This window comes from Devosia sp. RR2S18 (genome assembly GCF_030177755.1).
Classification (GTDB): Bacteria; Pseudomonadota; Alphaproteobacteria; order Rhizobiales; family Devosiaceae; genus Devosia; species Devosia rhizosphaerae.
Genome location: NZ_CP126539.1, coordinates 395,274 through 415,191, shown reverse-complemented (window position 1 = coordinate 415,191; position 19,918 = coordinate 395,274). Strand labels below are relative to the sequence as shown.

The following is a 19,918-nucleotide window of genomic DNA, read 5'->3' as shown; positions in this document are numbered from 1 at the left end:
CTTGGGAGCGGCTGATGGCTGACGATGAAACCCTCGCATTTTATGCAGCCCGAGCCGGCGAGTATGTCCAGCACGGCAGCGACACGCCGGGCACGCACCTCCGCGCCTTCATGGATCGTCTGCCCGCCAGAGCGCGGGTGCTGGAACTGGGCACCGGCAGCGGGCGGGATGCCGCCGCTATGCTGTCCCGCGGGATCGATGTCGACCCGACCGATGCTTCCGCCGAACTGGCAGCGGAGGCCACACGGCGCATCGGCCGACCGGTGCGCCTGCTGCGTTTTGATGAGCTTTCTGCACGGGAAGAGTATGACGGGGTCTGGGCGTCGGCCAGCCTGCTGCACGCGCCCGCCGCCGAACTCACCGACGATCTGCGCCGCATCCACCGTGCGCTGCGCCATGGCGGTGTCTTCACCGCAAGCTTCAAGGCTGGAAATGGCGAGGGTCGCGACCGCTTTGGACGGTACTACAACTATCCTGACCGGGAGAGCCTGCTAGCTCACTATCGGGCAGCCGCCGACTGGTCCGAGCTCACGCTCGAGGAAGTGGCTGGTGGCGGCTTTGACGGTGAGCCTACGCAGTGGCTGTGGGTCACCGCCCGACACTAACGGGCGGTGCCGTTTCTTTATCGCCCCTCGCGCTTCACCACTTCGGGGATCAGCCCCTTGGGCGCATAGCGCAGCGCCACGGTAATCACCACGCCCAGCACGAAGACGCGCATCTGCAAGGCACGCGAGTCAATCTCGGGAATGGCACCCCAGCCCAGGCTTTCGGTCAGCACCGAGAGATTGAGGAAGATCAGCTGCGCCAGCGGATCGGAGATGACCCAGACAATGTAGATCAGGAAAGCGCCAAGCACGACGCCCCAATTGTTACCGGCGCCGCCCACGATCACCATCACCCAGATCATGAAAGTGTGGTTGATCGGCTGGTAGCCCGATGGGTCGAAAATCTGCGTGAAGGTCGCCAGGATCCCGCCACCAACACCCATCAGAATCGAGCCGAAGATAAAGAGTTCAAGCTGACGGCCGGTGACGTTCTTGCCCATCGAACTGGCGGCAACATGGTTGTCGCGAATGGCGCGCATCATGCGGCCCCATGGCCCGCCATAGGCACGCTGCACGAAGAAGAAGGCGACCACGAGGATCACCACCGCTAGGATAAGGAAGAAAATGCGAGCGCCGACGAAACTATCGGCGATCGAGAAACCCATCGCCTGCAGCTCTTGCGGCAGCGGCGTTGGCCAAGGCATGGGCGAGACGGTCATCGTGCCGCGCGTCAGCCAGTCCATGTTCTTGATCAGCGCACGGATGATCTCAGAAATGCCGATGGTGGCGATCGCTAGATAATCGGTGCGCAGCCCCAGGCTGATCTTGCCGACAAAAAAGGCGATCACGGCCGCCACCAGCCCACCAAAGGCCCAACCCAGAACCGGATGGAGGCCCAGCCCGCCCACGAAACCGGCCGTCGATTCGATATAGGCGGCAGCCGGATCGATTTGCGTACGGTAGATGATGTAGCCGACGAACCACGCCAGAGCGACAAGCGCGGTCTTCCACTTGCCAGTGATCCCGATGCGATCGGCACGGCGGGCCAGGAGGACGAGAGCAAGACCGATAAGGAAGGCACCCAGCGCCCGCCCCAGCATCATCGGCCCGTCGCTTTCCCAAAACGCCATGTTGACGGGGTAGGACAGGAACACAGTTGAAGCACCGCCTACCATCATGAAGCCCATGATGGCGAAGTTGAACAGCCCCCCATAACCCCACTGTATATTAAGCCCCAGCGCGACCAGGGCAAACGCCGTCGCCTGCACGAGGATGAGCAGGATCGAGGCACTGCCCTGCACCACACCGGTGATCACGACCAAGACGAACATGGCGGCAAACAGCATGAGGCCCCGCGCCAAAGGCGTGTCCCAGCCCCGGCGATTGCTGACGGCAGCGGCGGTCATGTCGAGGCTCCCTTGAAGATACCGGTGGGGCGGACAAGCAGGGTGATGACCAGGATCACAAAGGCCACGGTCAACTTATATTCGGTGGGCACCAGCGCTAGGTTGGCCGGCAGCGCCATGGTTTCTGGCAGGACGCTGTTGAGCGGGCGCAGCACCGCCGTCCAGTTAAAGACCGCAAGGGTCTCGGCAAAGGCGATCAAGAAACCACCAACAATGGCGCCATAGGCATGGCCGAGGCCACCCACGATGGCCGCCGCAAAGATCGGCAGGACGATGTTGAAGGCGAGGTCGGGCATCAATGCCACGTCGAGCGCCAGCATAGTGCCCGCAACGCAGGCGAGCGAACCGGCGATGATCCAGGTGACCCGTACCACCAGCGCCGTATTGATGCCTGACACCTGGGCCAGATCGGCGTTATCGGCCATTGCGCGCATGGCCTTGCCCAGCCGCGAGCGGGTGAGGAAGAAATGCAGGGCCACAACGATCATGGCGGTGACCACGAACATGATCAGCTGCGGCTCGGTGATCGAGATCGGCCGTGAGCCACCGACCCAACTCATATCGATGCGAAAAATGTCCTTGGGCTCAGCGGCAAAGAACGAGCGCGTTCCCGATCCGAAGATCAGGCGCAGCAAGCCCTGGATCATCAGCGTCACGCCGATCGAGGCGATGAGCAGTGTCACTGGCTTGGCACCGCGACGACGCAGTGGCGCATAAAACCCCCGGTCGATGCCCAGAGCGAGAATAGCCGTAATCACCATGGCGACGGGCAGAACGACGAAGCCGCTCGGCAGAGGCGTCACAATACCCAGGGCGGCCAGCATGGCTGACAGCACAAAGGCGACAAAGGCGCCCATGGTCATCATGTCGCCATGGGCGAAATGGGCGAAGCGCAAAATGCCGAAGATCAGCGTCACGCCAATGGCGCCCAAGGCATAGATCGAACCCAGCACCGTGCCCGATATCAGCACGCGGTTGATAAAGAAGATCAGTTCGTCCATGCGGCGACCCGGAGATTGTGCAGGTGTGGCGAGATGCCCCTCATCCGGCGCTGCGCGCCAACTTTTCCCACAAGGGGAGAAGAAAAAGAAGGACGGGATGACGCCACATCGCCTTCTCCCCGCGTGGGAGAAGGTGCCTGAAGGGCGGATGAGGGGGAGTGCGCTGAATACATACTCACCCCCCCAGGAAACTTTTGGCGACTTCGGGATCGGCGATCAGTTCAGGTCCTGTGCCGGTGAAGCGGTTTTGCCCGCCTGCGAGCACGAAGCCCTTCGAAGCGAACGCCAGCGCCTGCCGGGCATTCTGCTCCACCATGAGGATGCCGACACCCTCCTTGTTGACGCGCACGATGGTCTCGAAAATCTCGATGACATAGCGCGGCGACAGGCCCGCCGAGGGCTCGTCCAGCATCAAAAGCTTGGGCTGGCTCATCAGTGCCCGACCCATGGCGACCATCTGCCGCTGCCCGCCCGACAGCTCGCCTGCCGGCTGCCGGCGCTTCTCGGCAAGCACGGGGAACATCTGGTAGACCCAGTCCCTGGTGCTGCGGAAATCGTCAGTCCGGGTGAAGGCCCCCATTTCGAGGTTCTCTTCCACGGTCATCGAGGTGAAGACATTCTTTTCCTGCGGTACGAAAGAGAGCCCGCGGGGCACGAGCTTGTCCGGCAGGGAGTTGGCGATGTTCTCGCCACCAAACTCAATCGAGCCGCCGGTCACCGTCAGGAGTCCGAAGATCGCCTTGAGCGTGGTGGATTTACCCGCGCCATTAGGCCCCACGATCACCCCGATGTCGGACTGCTCGATAGCCATATCGACGCCATTGAGGATCGGCGCGCCGCCATAACCGGCAACGACGTGCTTCAGTTCTATCAGGGCCACTACGCCACCTCGACCGGGGTGCCGAAATAGGCTTCGACGATTTGCGGGTTGGCGCGGATCTGCGCCATGGGGCCTTCGGCGATCTTTTCGCCCTGCGCCATCACGATAACCGGGTCGCAAAGGCGCCCGATCAGGTCCATGTCGTGTTCGATCACGAAGAAGGTGTAGCCCAGTTCCTGGTTCATCCGTTCAATATTGGCGGCAAGGTCGTTGAGCAGCGTCTTGTTGACGCCGGCGGCGACCTCATCGAGCAACACCACCTTGGCATCCACCATCATGGTGCGGCCCAGCTCGAGCAGCTTCTTCTGGCCGCCCGAGAGGTTGCCCGCGAGCTCGTTGCGCACATGACCCAGTTTGAGGAAGTCGATGACATCCAGTGCCTTCTTGCGCACCTCGGTTTCGCGCGAGCGCACAAGGCCTGGGCGGAACCAGGTGTGGCTCAGCGATTCGCCCGGCTGGTCGCCCGGCACCATCATGAGGTTTTCGAGCGCCGTCATTTGCGAGAACTCATGCGCAATCTGAAAGGTGCGCAGCATGCCGATGCGGAACAATTCGAACGGCTTCATCCCCGTGACATCTTGGCCGTCAAAGATGACCTGACCGCTGTCGGGCACGATATTGCCCGCCACCATGTTGAACAGGGTCGACTTGCCGGCGCCATTGGGGCCGATCAGCCCGGTCACCGAACCGCGCCGCACCGAGAGCGAGCAATTGTTGACGGCCGTTAGCCCGCCAAAGCGTTTACTGACGTTGCGAACGTCAATCACCAGATCAGAGGGCACCCACTTCGTCCCGGTTCCTGAATAGCCTTCAGGCCCGGTTCATATTCCGGGCCATTTTGTGGCATCTGCACATAAGAGGGCCGAGCGGTCAACCGTGCGGTGCCGCTCAAATAAAGGCGAGCACGGCGTCTGCGGTAGCTTTGTTGTTGGCCAACGGCACATCATAGAGCGTCGCCAGCCGGGTCAGCGCCTTGACATCGACATCATGCGGCTGCGCCGACATCGGGTCGATAAAGAAGATGAGAACGTCCAGCCGCCCCTCGGCAATCATCGCGCCTAGCTGCTGATCTCCACCCAAAGGCCCGCTCTTGAGCAGACCCACGCTCAGGCCTGTCGCGTCGGTGATGCGTCGGCCTGTCGTGCCGGTGCCCCACAGTTCATGGGTCGAGAGCTTGTCGCGATGATCGGCCGCCCAGCGGCAAAGATCGTCTTTTTTCTCGTCATGGGCTACCAAGCCGATGCGCGCCATTGCCTTTCCTCCAGAACCTTGAGGGCCTTAGAAGCATGCTTCAGCAACCAAGGGCAATGGCCTCGGCGAGGAGGATGCCAATGGTATCCTCCGGTATCGCGTCGCCCGGCCGGAGGCGCAGGAAGGCACCCTTTTTGAGATCACCCTCAAGCAGACCGCTCCCCTGTTCAAGCAGGCGCCCCTGCTCGAAATAGAGCGAGACGCGGTCGGAATAGGGAAAAACCGCACAGACATGCCCGGCCGCCGCATGGCGGAAATTAACCGAACGCCAGCCGAACTTGACCTTGCCGCTGAGCTCCGGATGGGCCGAAACAGCGAAAACGAGACGGCGAGCTAGCCCGCCGATCTCCGCCGGTAGCGGCGCAAGGAGCGTCTCCAGATCCGCCTCGAAACCCGCCATGTCAGGCTGCCAGCTTGAGCCTGGCATGCCGCATGGTGATGCTGGCCGGGTCAACCATCGCCATGGCGACAAAGTCGCCCATCTTGCGTTCCATGGCGGCAGCCGCTGATTTGGCCGTAGCCTCGGTTTCCCAGCTCACCACGTCCAGCCAAATCCCGTCTTCGCCCTCAGCCAGCTCGCGGCGCAAAAAGCCCGGCTGCGCGGCGAGCCAGCTATTCACCGCTGCATTGGCGGCGACAAAGTCCTGGCTCTGGGCGCCCACGAGGCGAAAGGAAACAAGTTCAATGGTCTGCATGATGGTCCCTCAAGATGTCAGCGCCCGCTTGGCGCCGCCACCTCTTGCCTCCGCAGCGCTGACAGGAGCTGTCAGTAGCTGCGTTCGGCGCCTAGAACTCGTCCCAGTCGGCCGCGATTGCGGCATTGCCCGCAGCTTGCAGAATGGGCTTGGGCGAAGGGGCAGACTTTGGCAATGCAGGAGGCGCCTTGGCCCGGGATTGAACCGGACCCCTCCCCTGCTGCCGCTCCGCACCGGTGCGGAATACCGCAATAATGCCATCGAGTTCGGCAGCCTGCGTTTCGGTCTGCTCGATGGCGGCATTGGTCTCTTCGACCAGCGCCGCATTGTGCTGGGTCATCTCGTCCATCTGCTTGATGGCCGTGGTGAGTTCATCGAGGGAGGAGGACTGCTCCTGATTGGCCATGGCAATGGATTCGATCAGCTCGGAGCTTTCCTGGGCACCGTTCAGGATGTCGAGTAGTTTTCCCGAGGCTTGACCGACGAGACGCGAGCCCGATTTGACCTCGGCGGCGCTCGCTTCCACCAACTGCTTGACCTCGGCGGAAGCAGCAGCCGCCGATTGAGCGAGACGTCGCACCTCTACCGCCACCACCGCGAAGCCCTTGCCAGCGTCACCAGCCCGAGCCGCCTCCACCGAAGCATTGAGCGCCAGCAAATTTGTTTGGAAGGCGATGTCGTCGATCAATCCGATGATGTTGGAGATTTTGCCCGAGCTGGCCTCGATGGCTGCCATAGCGCCATTGGCTTGTTCCATCACCGCACCGCCCTCGGTGGCATTGCTCGACACCGCCTGTGCCCTGCGGCTGGCGATCGCGGCTCGACCGGCATTTTCCTGCACGGCACCGCTGAGCTGCTCGACGGCAGCTGAGGTCTGTTCGATGGTTGCCGCCTGACGTGTGGTTCGCTCCGAAAGATCATTGGCGCCCGCCAGAATTTCCCCCGTGGCGGTCTTGAGCGAGTGCGAAGTGTGCTGCAGTTGCTGAATGATATCGGTCAGCCGGTCGGCCACCGCGTTGGTGTCTTGCTTGATCTGCTCGAATTCAGGTGAGAACTCGGCCGTCACCCGCGCGGTGAGATCCCCCTGCGCCAGCCGCGTCAACACCTCTCCGGTGTGCCGCACCGCATAGTCGATGCGCGCGCGGGATGCCTCGTCGGCCGCCCTGGTCTCTTCGGTCAGCTTGGCAAAGTAGGCGCTGACAGCGATATCGACGTCGAGCAGCACCGATTTGAGAACATCGGCCAGGGTTTGGCCCATAACCTCGGCACGCGCCAAGACATGCTCAGCGCTTGGCTTCTTGCTGCGCCCAAACCGACCGTGCTGGGGCTCCAGCGCTTCTGCCATCATCTCCTGGACGAGACCACGGACAAGCGTCTCTACAACGAGGCCATAGCCACCGATATGCCAGCGCGGCTCCAAGCCGATCTGGGCGTGGCGCAATCCGACCCGCGTGCTGGCCTCGAAGTACTGGTTATTGAACTGCCCACTGGCAATGGCCGTCCAATGGCCCACTTGCTTGGACTTGGCACGGTCCATCTGGCCCTTGCCATCGAAGAAGCGGGCGGTCTCCGGCGTCGCCGCGACCTTCTCGTAGAAACTGTCCAGCGCGGCCGCGATATAGTGTTGGATGTGGCCGGTTACAGCACACAGGCGCCGCTGGGCAGCCTCGTCTAGACCGATGAAATCGAGGCGCGATTGCAGCGCGTCTTGGGCAGCGGAAGGGGCAGGCTGGGAGGACATGGATGCGACGAACCTCTGCGGCTGGAGGGATCCCGGCCGGGCTAAGTGATTAAGTCTGCGTCCAGAACTTATACTGACAAAGCTTGGTTAAGTCGCGGTAAAGCGCCAGCCCGACAACAGCCTGCTGGCGCCCCGTCCCTGTCTTCAGCCTTGCGCTTAGCTCGCGCGGCCGAAATGCCGGCCGGCAGCAGCCTTGAGGCTGTTGAGCATGCCGCGGGCCCCCGTCTCGCTACCCTGTTCGGCTGCAGTGATCCTGCTGGTGTCCAGGGTGAACCCGCCGATCAGCCGGTCGAGCTCGTTGGCCTGCGCCTCTGTCTGCTCAATGGCCGCATTGGTTTCTTCGACGAGGGCCGCATTGTGTTGGGTCATCTCGTCCATGGTGCGTACCGCGATCGTCACCTCGTCGATGGCCGAAGCTTGTTCGCGGCTGGCCTGGGCAATCGCGTTCAGCAAGGCGGCGTTGGCGCGAATGCCGTCCTGCACGGCCACCAACCGCTCTGCCGCACCAGCAACGAGCTTGGAGCCGCCCTTGACCTCATTGGCGGACTGCTCGATCAGCGCCTTGACGTCCGAAGACGCCGACGCGGCCGATTGCGCCAGGCGCCGCACTTCGACCGCTACCACGGCAAAGCCCTTGCCGGCATCGCCTGCCCGCGCCGCCTCAACCGAGGCGTTAAGAGCCAGGAGATTGGTCTGGAAGGCAATGTCGTCGATGAGACCGATGATGTTGGAAATCTTGGCTGATGACTGGGTGATGCGCTCCATCGCCTCAGTGGCTTCATGCATCACCGCACCGCTCGCCTCGGCTTCGGTGGAAACGGTGCGGGCCTTCTGGCTGGCTTCCTCGGCCTGCTTGGCGTTATCGACCACTGTCTGGTTGAGCTGCTCGATGGCGGCGCTGGTTTCTTCGATCGTCGCTGCCTGTCGCGTTGTCCGCTCGGAAAGATCGTTGGCGCCCGAGAGGATTTCACCCGTTGCCGTCTTCAGCGCGCTCGAGGTCTCGCGCAGCTGACGAATGACTTGTCCGAGCTGCTCGGCAACACCATTTGTATCCTGCTGCAGGCGGGCGAAGGCGCCCTTGTAGTCACCGATCATGCGCAAACTGAGATCGGAGCGGGCTAGTGCTGCGAGCACAGTCCCCGTTTCACCGATCCCCTTTTCTACGCTGGCCAGCAGCGCGTTGACGTCCTCGGCTAGGCGCCGCAGTTCCGGATCATCCAACTCGGTGCCGACGCGGTCGCGGAAATCGCCATCAATTGCTGCCGCAACCACTCGGCCGATATCGGCTTGTAGGTTCTGAATGACCGCTACGTGAGCCGCACGCTCTTCGCTCATATCGGCTTCGGCGGCACGCAGGTCTCGCATCTTGAGGCCATTGCGGCGGAATACCTCCACCGCGTCGGCCATTTCGCCTAATTCGTCAGCGCGGCCGAGGCCGGGCACTTCGGTGTCGAGTTCGTCGCCAGCAATCACACCCATGGCGCGGGTTAGGCGCGACACAGGGCGCGTGATGGTGCGAGCAATCAGAATGCTGCTAGCTGCGGCCAGCGCCAGCATGACCCCACCGATGACCAGCATGGCGTTGCGCAGGCCAGCAGCAGGTGCGGCAATCTCGGCGGCACTCTCGAGCGCCACCACAGCCCATTGCGCGCCGCCATAGCTCAGCGGCTCACTGGCAACCACATAGTCCTGCCCTTTGTGCGTGGTGGCACCCAGCGCAGGCGCTCCCGCCAAGGCAGAGCTCACAGCATCGCCCGCAATGGAGAGGCTGAGGACGTCATTCTCTGCCGTCAGGACTGAATCGTTCCGGACAAGACCGTCCTGGCCAACGAGATAAACTTCGCCGGAGGCACCAAGCCCCCGCGTCCGGTCAAGAACCTCGCCAATGCGGCCGGTCGGAAGTTGGAAAGCAATGACGCCGATCAGGAAATTCTGATCGATGACCGGCGCAGCAATAAAGCTCGCGGGGGCACCATTGCTGGGACCATAGGGCGCAAAGTCGGACAGGAAGAACTGTCCGGCTTCCCCCTCCATTGCCGCCCGCACCACTTTACCCAGATCCGTGTCGGCCCAGGGGCCGCCGCCCTCCGCGAAATTGGTCGCGAAATCGGACTCCTTGAAAACGGTGTACACGTTGTTGAAGTCGGTATCGAAGAGGAAGATGTCGTAGTAGCCGCGCTTCTCGAGCAGGTCACGGAAATCGGCGTGAATACCGCGGTGATGCAGATCATAGACCGGCAGCTTATCCGATGAATCCAGCAGCAGCTTCTCCCCCGGCGGATTGGGGTTCTGCGTGATATAAGCGTCCTGCAACTGCTCGGTCGGGTCGCCCCGATCCTTGAGCGAGCGCATGGCGCCCGAGAAGAGGTCAATGGCCGCTGCAATCTCGGACCTGCCAGCAAAGACGGTCAGATCTTCGGACACTTCCTTGAGGTACGCGTCGAGCGCGGTATGGGCATTTTGTGTCGCCGCGGCCAGCCGCTGCTCGGCCTGGCTGGTCACAATGCGGTCCGCGGCGACGAAGGCCGCAAGTCCCAGGCTAACGCCGGTTGCCAGCGCGATGGCAGTGATGAGAGCGGGGAGCTTGAAAGCGAGGCGCAGCTTTTGCATCGAGAACATCCGCGGAGTTGAGGCCTGTGCCTAAAAAAGGCATGCCCGCAGCTCCTCCCTCCGCGGTCATGATCTACAAAGACAGTAAGGAGAAGGGAGTTAAAGAACCCCTTCCCCTTCTGTCATGCGCATGTCACGGAAGCAGCGCTCAGAACTCGTCCCAGTCTGCGGCGATAGCGGCATTGCCATCACTGAGATAGGCTTTCGCGGCCTGCTTCACTTGTGCTTTTGCAGCAGGCTTTCGCTGGGCCGGAGCAATTCTGGACCGTACGCCCTGCTGCATGCCTGTCAATTCATCGCCGGTGGTGAAGATCGCCACCACTTGGTCGAGTTCATTGGCCTGGCCTTCGGTCTGCTCGATGGCAGCATTGGTTTCTTCCACCAGCGCCGCATTGTGCTGGGTCATCTCGTCGAGCGTGCGCACAGCGACCGTCACTTCATCGATGGCAGCGGCCTGTTCACGGCTCGCCTTGGCAATCGACACCATCAGCGTAGCGTTTTCCTCCACAGCGTTCAGCATCGCCGAAAGCTGCTCGGCAGCGTTGGACACGAGCTTGGAGCCGCCGGTCACTTCGTTGGCGGACTGCTCGATCAGTGCTTTGACGTCCGAGGAGGCCGACGCTGCTGACTGCGCCAGGCGCCGCACCTCCACCGCCACCACGGCAAAGCCCTTGCCAGCATCGCCAGCGCGCGCCGCTTCCACCGAGGCGTTGAGCGCCAGCAGATTGGTCTGGAAGGCAATGTCGTCGATCATGCCGATGATGTTGGAGATCTTGGCCGACGATTGAGTGATCCGCTCCATAGCCACATTGGCCTGGCTCATTGTCTCCCCGCTCTGGGCCGCCTTCTGCGAGACGGTCTGCGCGTTGCCGCTGGCCGATTCCGCCATGCGGGCGTTTTCTGCCACCGTACCGGCAAGCTGTTCCATGGCGGCCGAGGTCTCTTCGATGGTCGCCGCCTGCTTGGTGGTCCGCTCGGATAGATCGTTGGCCCCCGAGAGGATTTCCCCCGTCGCCGTCTTGAGCGTCCGCGACGTATCGCGCAACTGGCGCACCACGTCGGTCAGCTTGTCGGCCACCCGATTGGTATCTTCCTTGAGCTTGGCGAAAGCTCCTTGATAGTCGCCATGCATGCGCTTGGTGAGGTCGGTATTGGCGAGCGCATCCAGCACTTCGCCGGTCTCGTTGATGCCGCGATCCACCGTTTCCACCAGCGAGTTGACGCTGCCGGCCAGGGCATTGAGCTCCTGGTCGGGGAATTCGGCATGGACGCGCTTGGAGAAGTCCCCGGCAATCGCGGCATCCACCACCTCGCCGAAGGCGGCCTGCAGAGCCACCATCATGTCGGTCCGTTCGGCCCGTCGCTGGATCGAGGCGGCGCGTTCTTCCTCGGTCATCTCACTGACCTTGAGGCCGTTGGCGCGGAACACTTCGACCGCCCGGGCCATGTCCCCGATTTCATCGGGGCGATCCATGCCGGCGGGGACGACGTCGAAATCGCAGCCGGCGATGCGCACCATGTCGTTGTTGAGCTTGGCCAGTGGCTTGCTGATCGAGCGGGCGATGAATATTCCGATCACCAGCAGCAGGAGCGTCACGCCGAAGGCAATGATGCCGCTGATGGTGGCTGCTTCGGTGAAAATCGCGTCCACCTGCGTCATCAGAACGCCCGAGGCGATGGTCCACCCCCAAGGCTCGAATGCCTGCGCATAGCTGATCTTGTCGAACGAGCCGCCGTCGGGTGACTTGAAGAGGTAGGTGACAAAGGTCGATCCGTTTGCCTTTGCGTTGGTCACCATCTCTTTGATAAAGAGTTTCCCCCGCCCATCCTCTTCGATGGCACGGTTGCTGCCCTGCTTCTCCGGCTTGGTCGGATGCATCAGCAGGACCATGTCGAACGTGTCGACGAACACATATTCACTGCCCTGATAGCGGAAGCCGCGCAGGGTCTCGAGCGCCAGGGTCTTGGCCTCTTCCTCGCTGAATTCGCCGGCCTGGGCACGGTCGTAATAGGTCTGGGCTATGCTGGTTGCGCCCTGTACGACGCTCTGCAATTCTGTGCGTTTGAAAGCATCCAGATTCTCGCGCAGCGTATAGAGCTGGTAGGCCAGCACGCCGGCGAACCCGATGGCGAAGATGACAATCAGCGCGTAAAGCCGACGGGCGATACTGCTAGTGAAAGCGCTGAACACGGCAAGGCTCCTTGGTAGCCTCTCCAGGGAGGCGAGACGATGCGATGGCAGCGGCGAACGCACGAGCGGCAGGGCTCGCGCAGTCAGCGACTGCGTTGGGTAGACTATGTCTGGAATGACGGATTGGCAGGTCCCGGGTGCGGTTGCACCGCGCGGGTTTCGGGCTCAGCTTGGTATCGTTGTTCCAGCCCGCACGATCTCAGCTTGTCCTTAATCTGCGGTAAAAATTCCGCGCCGAGACGATCCAGCGCGATCACAAAACAAAAAGGGGTGCCCAACGGCACCCCTGATGCGTGTTCCTGATGTAGTGCGAGGAAGCCCCTCGATTACCCCCGCTTCGAGCGCGTGCTAGAACTCGCTCCAGTCGGTATCCACCGCGGCATTGCCATGGCTCAGGTAGGTTTTTTTGGTCAGCGAACCAAGCTTGTCCTGCAGTGCCTTGGCGCCGGCCGCAACGCGATTGGGCTGAGCCCGGACGGGTGCTGAAGTGCGACCCGCCGCTGCCTCATCGCCGGTGGTGAACACGGCCACTACGCGGTCGAGTTCATTGGCCTGGCCTTCGGTCTGCTCGATGGCAGCATTGGTTTCTTCCACCAGCGCCGCATTGTGCTGGGTCATCTCGTCGAGCGTGCGCACCGCAACCGTTACTTCGTCGATGGCAGCGGCCTGTTCGCGGCTCGCCTTGGCAATCGACACCATCAGCGTAGCGTTTTCTTCCACGGCGTTCAGCATCGCCGAAAGCTGCTCGGCAGCGTTGGACACGAGCTTGGAGCCGCCGGTCACTTCGTTGGCGGACTGCTCGATCAGTGCTTTGACGTCCGAGGAGGCCGAGGCGGCGGACTGCGCCAGGCGGCGCACTTCCACCGCCACCACGGCAAAGCCTTTGCCAGCATCGCCGGCACGCGCCGCTTCCACCGAGGCGTTGAGCGCCAGCAGATTGGTCTGGAAGGCAATGTCGTCGATCATGCCGATGATGTTGGAGATCTTGGCCGAGGACTGGGTGATCCGCTCCATGGCCACATTGGCCTGGCTCATAGTCTCCCCGCTCTGGGCCGCCTTCTGCGAGACGGTCTGCGCGTTGCCGCTGGCCGATTCCGCCATGCGGGCGTTTTCTGCCACCGTACCGGCAAGCTGTTCCATGGCGGCCGAGGTCTCTTCGATGGTCGCCGCCTGCTTGGTGGTCCGCTCGGATAGATCGTTGGCCCCCGAGAGGATTTCCCCCGTCGCCGTCTTGAGCGTCCGCGACGTATCGCGCAACTGGCGCACCACGTCGGTCAGCTTGTCGGCCACCCGATTGGTATCTTCCTTGAGCTTGGCGAAAGCTCCTTGATAGTCGCCATGCATGCGCTTGGTGAGGTCGGTATTGGCGAGCGCATCCAGCACTTCGCCGGTCTCGTTGATGCCGCGATCCACCGTTTCCACCAGCGAGTTGACGCTGCCGGCCAGGGCATTGAGCTCCTGGTCGGGGAATTCGGCATGGACGCGCTTGGAGAAGTCCCCGGCAATCGCGGCATCCACCACCTCGCCGAAGGCGGCCTGCAGAGCCACCATCATGTCGGTCCGTTCGGCCCGTCGCTGGATCGAGGCTGCGCGTTCTTCCTCGGTCATCTCGCTGACCTTGAGGCCGTTGGCGCGGAACACTTCGACCGCCCGAGCCATGTCCCCGATCTCGTCGCCGCGGCCAGAGAACGGCACCTCGGCCTCGTAGTCGCCGTCAGCCACGACACGCATGGTTTGCGCGAGCTTAGGAATAGCTTTCATCATCTGGCGCGAGGCAAAATAGCCGAGCACCGCCAGGACAGCGACCACGGCGGCACCGACCATCAGCAGCAATTGCACGATCTGGTAGACAACGGCTTCCGCCTGCTGCTTGTCTGTTCCCACAAAAAGCACGCCCAGCGTCTTGCCGCCCTGGTCGAGGATTGGCTCGTAGGCAGTGTAGTACGGGCGGCCCACGATCACTGACTCGCCCTGATAGGTTTCGCCAGCCATAAGGGGCGCATAGGCGGTGCTATCCTGCCCTAGGGTTGTATCCAGGATGCGTTCGCCGTCTTCGCCCACAATGGTGGTCGACATGCGCACAAAGTCCTGGAGCGTCTCGTCCCAGCCGAAAATGGTTGCCGCTTGTCCCGTAACGCGCGCGATGGAGTCCACCATGTCATGGTTGATGAACCGGCGGGGCATCGCCCAGGTGCTGATCGAGTCAATGTCGCCGTCCTCGGTCCAGGCCACTTCGGCGGCGGCAAGGGAGCCCTGAAGGATTGTGGCGGCGGTCTTGAGGTTGACTGCCTGCTGCTCCAGGGCCTGATCGCGCGTCGCCCCAAGGAAGGTGAAGAAGATGGTGGCCACAACCACCGCCACCGACAAGATGACAGCGGAAATCACGAGAGCCGCGATCTTGGTCGTCATCTTGATGTTGCCCGCCGCCTGGCCGACTCGCTTGAACATGCCCCATTCCTCTGCTGCGCGTGCCCAACCACGCTCTTGCACAAAGAAGTAGCGGATTAGACTTAGCGAACCTTTAAGCTGCAGGGCTCGGGTATCTAAGGGAAAGCCCCCCGACAGCGGCCGAGGGGCCTCACGTCTCGCCTGGAAAGTACGTCTTAGAACTCGCTCCAATCTGTATCGACCGCGGCATTGCCGTGGCTGAGATAGGACTTAGTCGCGGTGCGCAGCTTGTCCTGCAGCGCCTTGGCGCCCGTGGCGATGCGGGTGGCAGGCTTGGGTGCCAGTGGCGCGGCCGCATGCACAGGAGCTGCCTCGTCGATGGCGAAGATATCGACGATCCGGTCGAGTTCGGTGGCTTGCGCCTCGGTCTGCTCGATGGCGGCGTTGATCTCTTCCACCAGGGCCGCATTGTGCTGGGTCATCTCGTCCATTGTGCGAACGGCGGTGTTGACCTCCTCGATCGAGGACGCCTGCTCCTTGGAGTCGCGGGCAATACCCTTCATCAGCTCGTTGGAGGTACGCGCCGCCTCGAGCATGGTGCTGAGCTTGCTGGCCGCATCCGAGACCAGCTTGGAGCCGCCCTTGACCTCGCTGGCCGATTGCTCGATCAGCGCCTTGACGTCCGAGGAGGCCGACGCTGCCGACTGGGCCAGGCGCCGGACTTCCACCGCGACCACGGCAAAGCCCTTGCCGGCATCACCCGCGCGCGCCGCTTCCACCGAGGCATTGAGCGCCAGGAGGTTGGTCTGGAAGGCGATGTCGTCAATCAGCCCGATGATGTTGGAGATCTTGGCCGAGGACTGGGTGATCCGCTCCATGGCTTGGGTAGCTTCATCCATCACCTGCCCGCCTTCTTCGGCAGTGCGGGTCACGCCCGAGGCAACATCGCTGGCTTCGCGGGCTCGCTCGGCATTCTGCAGGACGGTCGAGGCCAGCTGCTCCATCGCCGCCGAGGTCTCTTCGATGGTGGCCGCCTGCTTGGTGGTGCGCTCGGAGAGATCATTGGCGCCCGAGAGGATTTCGCCCGTCGCCGTCTTGAGGGTCCGCGAGGTGTCCTTAAGCTGCCCGACGATATCGGTGAGCTTTTCCGCCACTGCGTTGGTGTCGGCCTTGAGCCGGGCAAAAGCGCCCTCGTACTCGCCTTCCATGCGCTTGGTCAGGTCCGTATCCGCCAGAGCGGCGAGGACGGTACCCAACTCGGTGATGCTGCGTTCAAAGGTCCCGACGAGGTTGTTCACGCCGCCAGCGAGGCTGTTGAGCTCGGGATCGGGGAACTCTACCGCCACCCGCGAGGTAAAATCGCCCGCCGCCGCGGCGTCGACCACCTGGCCAAAGGCGCTTTGGAGTTCGCTCATCATGCGCTGCCGGCTTTCCTGCTCGGCCACGATGCGCGCGGCTTCCGCTTCCGTCATCTGGCTTACGCGCAGCCCGTTCTCGCGGAACACCTCGACGGCGCGGGCCATGTTGCCGACCTCGTTGCCGTTCTCGGTGTAGGGCACCTCGGTATCGTACTGGCCCTCTGCGATAGAGGACATGGCAGCCGCAATGCGCGGAATGGGCTTGGTGAGCTGTCGTGTTACGAAGACGCAAAGCGCGCCCATCACCACCAACAGCACCACGCCCATCATCGCCATGCCAGGGATGGCCGCATTGGCTGCAGCATCGACGGCTGCGGCATCGCTGCCGACAAAGAAGGCGCCGATCAACTCGTTCTGCAGGTTCAAAATAGGCTGGAAGGACCCAAACAGGCGCATGCCCTCCATCGCAACGATACCGAAATAGGGTTGCCCTGCGGCAAGGGCCTGGTGCTCGGGTGACGCGGTATCGAGGACGAAGTCCTTGGCCCGCTCACCCTCTGGCGTCGCGAAGCTCGACGACTTGGCAGCAAAGGAGGATGTGGCGGCGTCGAAGCCGAAGATGGCGACGGCACCATCGGTGATGCGCGATACGGAGTCGACCGCACTGGTGTCGTGGAAGAACGGTAGGTTATAGGTTTGGAAGGCGCCGATGGAGCCGTCCTCGGCCCAGGTCAGCACCGACCCGTTAAGCCGTTTTTCGAGGATTGTACCGGCGACCTGCAAGTCCGCGTGCTGCTGCGCAACGGCTTGACCGAGCGCCTGTTGGCGCAAATTGAAATACCCGCCCGCCGAAAAAGCGAGGATGGTGATGAGGATGCTGGAAAAGACCAGCGCGCTCATCGCCGCGGTAATGCTGAAATTGCCAAAGAGGCTGCGAATTCTTCGCATGAAAAAACTCCCCCGCAGCACCCTCCTGTGCCGCTCTTGTATGGAAGTTTAGGCATGACCTCTTAATGGCTGGTTTCTCCCGCTCAAAAGCAAGAGGCGCCACTAGGGCGCCTCTTGCGGTCGTCAAAGGAAGAAAGTGTCCTAGAACTCGCTCCAGTCTGTATCGACCGCGGCATTGCCGTGGCTGAGATAGGACTTTGTCGCGGTGCGCAGCTTGTCCTGCAGCGCCTTGGCGCCCGTGGCGATGCGGGCGGCAGGCTTGGGTGCCAGTGGTGCGGCCGCATGCACAGGAGCTGCCTCGTCGATGGCGAAGATATCGACGATCCGGTCGAGTTCGGTGGCTTGCGCCTCGGTCTGCTCGATGGCGGCGTTGATCTCTTCCACCAGGGCCGCATTGTGCTGGGTCATCTCGTCCATGGTGCGAACGGCGGTGTTGACCTCCTCGATCGAGGACGCCTGCTCCTTGGAGTCGCGGGCAATACCCTTCATCAGCTCATTGGAGGTACGCGCCGCCTCGAGCATGGTGCTGAGCTTGCTGGCCGCATCCGAGACCAGCTTGGAGCCGCCCTTGACCTCGCTGGCCGATTGCTCGATCAGCGCCTTGACGTCCGAGGAGGCCGACGCTGCCGACTGGGCCAGGCGCCGGACTTCCACCGCCACCACGGCAAAGCCCTTGCCGGCATCACCCGCGCGCGCTGCCTCGACCGAGGCATTGAGCGCCAGGAGATTGGTCTGGAAGGCGATGTCGTCAATCAGCCCGATGATGTTGGAAATCTTGGCCGACGACTGGGTGATCCGCTCCATGGCTTGGGTAGCTTCATCCATCACCTGCCCGCCTTCTTCGGCAGTGCGGGTCACGCCCGAGGCAACGTCGCTGGCTTCGCGGGCCCGCTCGGCATTCTGCAGGACGGTCGAGGCCAGTTGCTCCATCGCCGCCGAGGTTTCCTCGATGGTTGCCGCCTGCTTGGTGGTGCGCTCGGAGAGATCATTGGCGCCCGAGAGGATTTCTCCCGTCGCGGTCTTAAGGGTCCGCGAGGTGTCCTTAAGCTGCCCGACGATATCGGCGAGCTTTTCCGCCACCGCATTGGTGTCGGCCTTGAGCCGGGCAAAAGCGCCCTCGTACTCGCCTTCCATGCGCTTGGTCAGGTCCGTATCCGCCAGAGCGGCGAGGACGGTACCGGTTTCGCTGACGCCCCGATCGACGGTCGCCACGAGGTTGTTGACCGAGCGGGCAAGAGCGTTGAGTTCTTCGTCAGGGAACTCGGCATCGACGCGCTGCCGGAAGTCACCCGCGATCGCCGCATCGACAACTTGGCCGAAGGCGCGCTGCAGTTCCTGCATCATGGCGCTGCGTTCGGCCTGGGTGCGGATGATCTGCGCGGCTTCCGCCTCGGTCATCTCCGTGACCTTGAGAGCGTTTTCGCGGAAGACTTCGACCGCGCGCGCCATGGCACCGATCTCGTCCTGCCGAGACTGGCCGGCAACATCGACATCGAGATCACCATCGGCCAGAGCCTGCATGGTGCCGGTAAGCCCGCTGATCGGGCGACTGACAGAGCGGGCGAAGAAATAGCCGGCGATCGCTGCAATCGCGAGCAGCGCGCCACCTATGACCAGCATCATGTTGCGCATCTCGGCGACCGGGGCGAACGCCTCGTCCGCGCCTACCGCGGTCACCACCGCCCAATTGGTGCCGGCGAACGATACCGGCTCGGCGGTTATGAGCATGTCCACGCCGCGATAGTCCGAAGTGGTGCCAAAGGCCTCCTGCCCGGCCAAGGCGGCCTCGACAACCGGGTTGCGGAACTCGGTTACGAGCTGGTCCGGTTCGGCCGAGAACGGCGAATCCGAGCGCATCAGATAATCCGAGCCAACGAAAAACGCTTCGCCGGTTTCCCCCAGACCCTCATTGTTCGCGAGCACCGCATTGATGGCGTCGCTTGATACGGAAACCGCCAGCACACCTTGCAGTTTGTCGCGGGCATTGAACACCGGCACGGCCATGAAACTGGCCGCCGCCCCGCCCCAGGGCGCATAGGAGGTGAAGTCGGTAAAGGCGATCTCGCCCCGCGTGGTCATTGCGGCGGCGGTGCGATAGGATTCCCCGAGAGCTGAATCCGCGTTGTTGCCTCCTTCGGCGACATTGCTGGCGAAGTCGTCCTGCTTGGCGGCCGAATAAACGACATTGCCTTTGAGATCGATGATGTAGAGGTCGCTGAAGCCACCGGTCTGCATCTGCTGGCGGATTTGCGGATGCACCTTGATGTGGGTGAAGTCAAAATAATTGCGCTTGGCCCCGGTCGGCTCGACCAGTTCGATCCGCGACCAACCCTCATTGGGGTTCTCGTCGATATAGGCGGTGCGAATAGTGGTGATCGGGTCTTCGGCGCCGAACTGGTCCCAGGAGAGCGCCATGTCGCGGACGGCGGTCTGCGCGAAATCGCCGGCGGCCAGATTGAGCAATGCATCGGAGAGGCCGGAGAAGTAATCCTCAAGCGTCTCGGCACTGTGCGAAGCAATGGTGCCGATCTGCCGCTGCGACAGGTCGACCACCGTAGCGGACCCGATCATGTAGCTCGCAATGCCCACGCCCGCGCTGACCAGCAGCGCCGAGCCCACCAGCGCCAATGGCAGCTTTTGAGCAATCTTTAGTTGCGGCAGGATCCCCATCGATCACGTAACTCCTCTAGCGACCGCCAGCTCGCGCGCCCTGCGCTGCAAGATCCACCCAGCGCCAGGCGCGGGTTGGCGGCCTATCCCTCCACTCCGGTCAAGTGCCGGTCCCGCCAAAACGATAGCGTGCGGCGCTTAACCACTCCTTACGCACGGCGCGGCGCTGCCCAATCTTTGGGCGCCAAACGAAAAAGGCCGCCCCTGCGGGCGGCCTTTCCATCGAGTTCTTCG

At 62.6% G+C, this 19,918-nt stretch carries 14 protein-coding genes; 1 reads left to right on the top strand and 13 read right to left on the bottom strand.

Features of this window, described 5'->3' with window-relative positions; genetic code table 11:
• Positions 1–14: 14 nt before the first annotated feature.
• Positions 15–605, top strand: a complete 591-nt coding sequence (locus QOV41_RS02085) for a class I SAM-dependent methyltransferase (RefSeq protein WP_284579197.1) — start codon at positions 15–17, stop codon at positions 603–605.
• Between the two features lie 17 nt (positions 606–622).
• On the opposite strand, the gene QOV41_RS02080 is transcribed toward QOV41_RS02085, so the two are convergent.
• The 13 genes from QOV41_RS02080 to QOV41_RS02020 all read right to left on the bottom strand — a co-directional run bounded on the left by QOV41_RS02080 (position 623) and on the right by QOV41_RS02020 (position 19,684).
• Positions 623–1,951 (bottom strand): branched-chain amino acid ABC transporter permease, encoded by a 1,329-nt coding sequence (locus tag QOV41_RS02080; protein ID WP_284579196.1) that lies wholly within the window; start codon positions 1,949–1,951, stop codon positions 623–625.
• Positions 1,948–2,952 carry a branched-chain amino acid ABC transporter permease gene (locus tag QOV41_RS02075; protein ID WP_284579195.1) on the bottom strand — a complete coding sequence of 335 codons (1,005 nt, stop codon included), beginning with the start codon at positions 2,950–2,952 and terminating at the stop codon, positions 1,948–1,950. The genes QOV41_RS02080 and QOV41_RS02075 overlap by 4 nt, the downstream gene beginning before the upstream one ends.
• Before the next feature lie 175 nt (positions 2,953–3,127).
• Complete coding sequence (locus tag QOV41_RS02070) at positions 3,128–3,832, bottom strand: ABC transporter ATP-binding protein (protein WP_284579194.1); 705 nt, start codon at positions 3,830–3,832, stop codon at positions 3,128–3,130.
• Positions 3,832–4,614, bottom strand: a complete 783-nt coding sequence (locus QOV41_RS02065; protein ID WP_284579193.1) for an ABC transporter ATP-binding protein — start codon at positions 4,612–4,614, stop codon at positions 3,832–3,834. The genes QOV41_RS02070 and QOV41_RS02065 overlap by 1 nt, the downstream gene beginning before the upstream one ends.
• A 106-nt stretch (positions 4,615–4,720) precedes the next feature.
• Positions 4,721–5,083, bottom strand: a complete 363-nt coding sequence (locus QOV41_RS02060; RefSeq protein ID WP_284579192.1) for a methylglyoxal synthase — start codon at positions 5,081–5,083, stop codon at positions 4,721–4,723.
• 40 nt (positions 5,084–5,123) lie between these two features.
• On the bottom strand, positions 5,124–5,483 hold the full coding sequence (locus QOV41_RS02055) for a DUF1801 domain-containing protein (protein ID WP_284579191.1): 360 nt from the start codon (positions 5,481–5,483) through the stop codon (positions 5,124–5,126).
• Between the two features lies 1 nt (position 5,484).
• Positions 5,485–5,778 (bottom strand): hypothetical protein, encoded by a 294-nt coding sequence (locus tag QOV41_RS02050; protein ID WP_284579190.1) that lies wholly within the window; start codon positions 5,776–5,778, stop codon positions 5,485–5,487.
• Between the two features lie 91 nt (positions 5,779–5,869).
• Positions 5,870–7,519, bottom strand: coding sequence for a globin-coupled sensor protein (locus QOV41_RS02045; protein WP_284579188.1), 1,650 nt, complete (start codon positions 7,517–7,519; stop codon positions 5,870–5,872).
• 156 nt (positions 7,520–7,675) lie between these two features.
• Positions 7,676–10,129, bottom strand: coding sequence for a methyl-accepting chemotaxis protein (locus tag QOV41_RS02040; protein ID WP_284579187.1), 2,454 nt, complete (start codon positions 10,127–10,129; stop codon positions 7,676–7,678).
• A 148-nt stretch (positions 10,130–10,277) separates the two neighbouring features.
• Positions 10,278–12,320 (bottom strand): methyl-accepting chemotaxis protein, encoded by a 2,043-nt coding sequence (locus QOV41_RS02035; RefSeq protein WP_284579186.1) that lies wholly within the window; start codon positions 12,318–12,320, stop codon positions 10,278–10,280.
• 348 nt (positions 12,321–12,668) lie between these two features.
• On the bottom strand, positions 12,669–14,768 hold the full coding sequence (locus QOV41_RS02030) for a methyl-accepting chemotaxis protein (RefSeq protein WP_284579185.1): 2,100 nt from the start codon (positions 14,766–14,768) through the stop codon (positions 12,669–12,671).
• A gap of 155 nt (positions 14,769–14,923) precedes the next feature.
• On the bottom strand, positions 14,924–17,014 hold the full coding sequence (locus QOV41_RS02025; RefSeq protein WP_284579184.1) for a methyl-accepting chemotaxis protein: 2,091 nt from the start codon (positions 17,012–17,014) through the stop codon (positions 14,924–14,926).
• Positions 17,015–17,155: 141 nt separating this feature from the next.
• Positions 17,156–19,684, bottom strand: coding sequence for a methyl-accepting chemotaxis protein (locus QOV41_RS02020; protein ID WP_284579182.1), 2,529 nt, complete (start codon positions 19,682–19,684; stop codon positions 17,156–17,158).
• Between the last annotated feature and the right edge of the window lie 234 nt (positions 19,685–19,918).

What these genes read in the sequence shown, in the direction of transcription:
- QOV41_RS02085 (WP_284579197.1), top strand. Translation starts at nt 15, where the DNA reads ATGGCTGACGATGAAACCCTCGCATTTTATGCAGCCCGAGCCGGCGAG.
- QOV41_RS02080 (WP_284579196.1), bottom strand. Translation starts at nt 1,951, where the DNA reads ATGACCGCCGCTGCCGTCAGCAATCGCCGGGGCTGGGACACGCCTTTG.
- QOV41_RS02075 (WP_284579195.1), bottom strand. Translation starts at nt 2,952, where the DNA reads ATGGACGAACTGATCTTCTTTATCAACCGCGTGCTGATATCGGGCACG.
- QOV41_RS02060 (WP_284579192.1), bottom strand. Translation starts at nt 5,083, where the DNA reads ATGGCGCGCATCGGCTTGGTAGCCCATGACGAGAAAAAAGACGATCTT.
- QOV41_RS02055 (WP_284579191.1), bottom strand. Translation starts at nt 5,483, where the DNA reads ATGGCGGGTTTCGAGGCGGATCTGGAGACGCTCCTTGCGCCGCTACCG.
- QOV41_RS02050 (WP_284579190.1), bottom strand. Translation starts at nt 5,778, where the DNA reads ATGCAGACCATTGAACTTGTTTCCTTTCGCCTCGTGGGCGCCCAGAGC.
- QOV41_RS02045 (WP_284579188.1), bottom strand. Translation starts at nt 7,519, where the DNA reads ATGTCCTCCCAGCCTGCCCCTTCCGCTGCCCAAGACGCGCTGCAATCG.
- QOV41_RS02040 (WP_284579187.1), bottom strand. Translation starts at nt 10,129, where the DNA reads ATGCAAAAGCTGCGCCTCGCTTTCAAGCTCCCCGCTCTCATCACTGCC.
- QOV41_RS02030 (WP_284579185.1), bottom strand. Translation starts at nt 14,768, where the DNA reads ATGTTCAAGCGAGTCGGCCAGGCGGCGGGCAACATCAAGATGACGACC.
- QOV41_RS02025 (WP_284579184.1), bottom strand. Translation starts at nt 17,014, where the DNA reads ATGCGAAGAATTCGCAGCCTCTTTGGCAATTTCAGCATTACCGCGGCG.
- QOV41_RS02020 (WP_284579182.1), bottom strand. Translation starts at nt 19,684, where the DNA reads ATGGGGATCCTGCCGCAACTAAAGATTGCTCAAAAGCTGCCATTGGCG.